The following is a 1,348-nucleotide window of genomic DNA, read 5'->3' on the forward strand; positions in this document are numbered from 1 at the left end:
GGGCGTGGCCCCCACAACGCGCGCGCCGACCTCGTAGGTCGGATACGCCACGCGCGGGTGCACGACGATGTCGCCGGCCCCCAGACCGAGCAGAGTGGGCAGCAGCGCGACGAGCTCTTTCGAGCCGATCGTCGGGAGCACGTTGTCGACGCGGAGGTCGGGTACTCCCCTGCGTCTGGCGTACCAGTCCACGATGGCCTCGCGCAGCGTCGGCGTGCCGACCGTCTGCGGGTAGGCGTGGGCGTCCGTCGCCTCGGCCAGCGCACGCCGGATGATCTCGGGAGTCGGGTCGACAGGAGAGCCGACCGACAGATCGATGAGCCCGTCCTGGTGCCTCTCGGCACGCTCACGGAACGGGACGACGGCGTCCCACGGGTAGTCGGCGAGGTCGCGGACGCTCACGAAGCGCGCCTACTCGCCCTGCGGCGGCAGAGCGGCGATGATCGGGTGGTCGAACGAGTAGACGCCGACCTTGGCGGCGCCGCCCGGGGACCCGATCTCGTCGAAGAACTCGACGTTGGCCTTGTAGTAGTCCTGCCATTCGTCGGGCAGATCATCTTCGTAGTAGATGGCCTCGACGGGGCACACCGGCTCGCAGGCACCACAGTCGACGCACTCGTCGGGATGGATGTACAACGAGCGTTCACCCTCGTAGATGCAGTCAACGGGGCACTCGTCGATGCAGGCGCGATCCTTGACATCGACGCACGGGAGGGCGATCACATACGTCACCCCCTCAGTCTACGACTCGCGAGCCTCGGGTTCTTGCGCGGCGGGTGCCTCCGTGCGCACGGGAAGACGTCGCACCGAGGGCCAGGCGATCACGAGCAGCACGATTCCGGCCACCAGGTAGGTCCAGATCTGCCCCGTGAACGACGCGGGCACGACGACGGAGCCTCCGGGACCCTCGCCCGAGATCAGCACCAGCATGCCGATCATCCCCAGCCCCGCTGCCACGGCGGCACCGCGGTCGTGCGTGAGCGCGCGCACGGCGATCAGGATGGCCGCGCAGGCGATCGCGGCGACGATCATGCCAACCGGGATCGGACCCCACATCACGCTGTGGCTGATCGTGCCGGCGATGCCGTAGACACCGCCCACCAGGGCGGCAGCGATCCACGACAACACTCTCGACATCCAGCTCACGCGCACCTGTCGATCCTACCGAGGAGGCCCGCACGATCCCGATCAGAACCTGGCAGGGTCAGGCCGCGACTCCGAACAGACGAAGGAGGTGAGCCGCTCGGTCGAGCGGGGTCTGCGTGAGGAGCAGCAGCACGACCTGCTCGCCGGACGCGTGCAGCAGATGGTGGCCGACATCGCCTCCCGCCTGCGCCCCGGTGCGAAG

At 68.7% G+C, this 1,348-nt stretch carries 3 protein-coding genes; all 3 read right to left on the reverse strand.

All coding sequences use genetic code 11. The features are described from left to right. Positions 1-402, reverse strand: a 402-nt coding sequence (locus KZA10_RS15405; protein ID WP_218683323.1) for an aminotransferase class I/II-fold pyridoxal phosphate-dependent enzyme, incomplete at its 3' end; no start/stop codon positions are given. A gap of 9 nt (positions 403-411) precedes the next feature. Continuing rightward, a complete protein-coding gene (gene fdxA, locus KZA10_RS15410; RefSeq protein ID WP_055873321.1) occupies positions 412-732 on the reverse strand; it encodes a ferredoxin in 321 nt (106 codons plus the stop codon). A gap of 9 nt (positions 733-741) precedes the next feature. Next, entirely contained in the window at positions 742-1,152 is a 411-nt protein-coding gene (locus KZA10_RS15415) for a histidinol dehydrogenase (protein WP_141386662.1), read from the reverse strand. Positions 1,153-1,348: the final 196 nt, after the last annotated feature.

Source organism: Microbacterium sp. BF1 (genome assembly GCF_019279095.1).
Taxonomy (GTDB): domain Bacteria; phylum Actinomycetota; class Actinomycetes; order Actinomycetales; family Microbacteriaceae; genus Microbacterium; species Microbacterium maritypicum.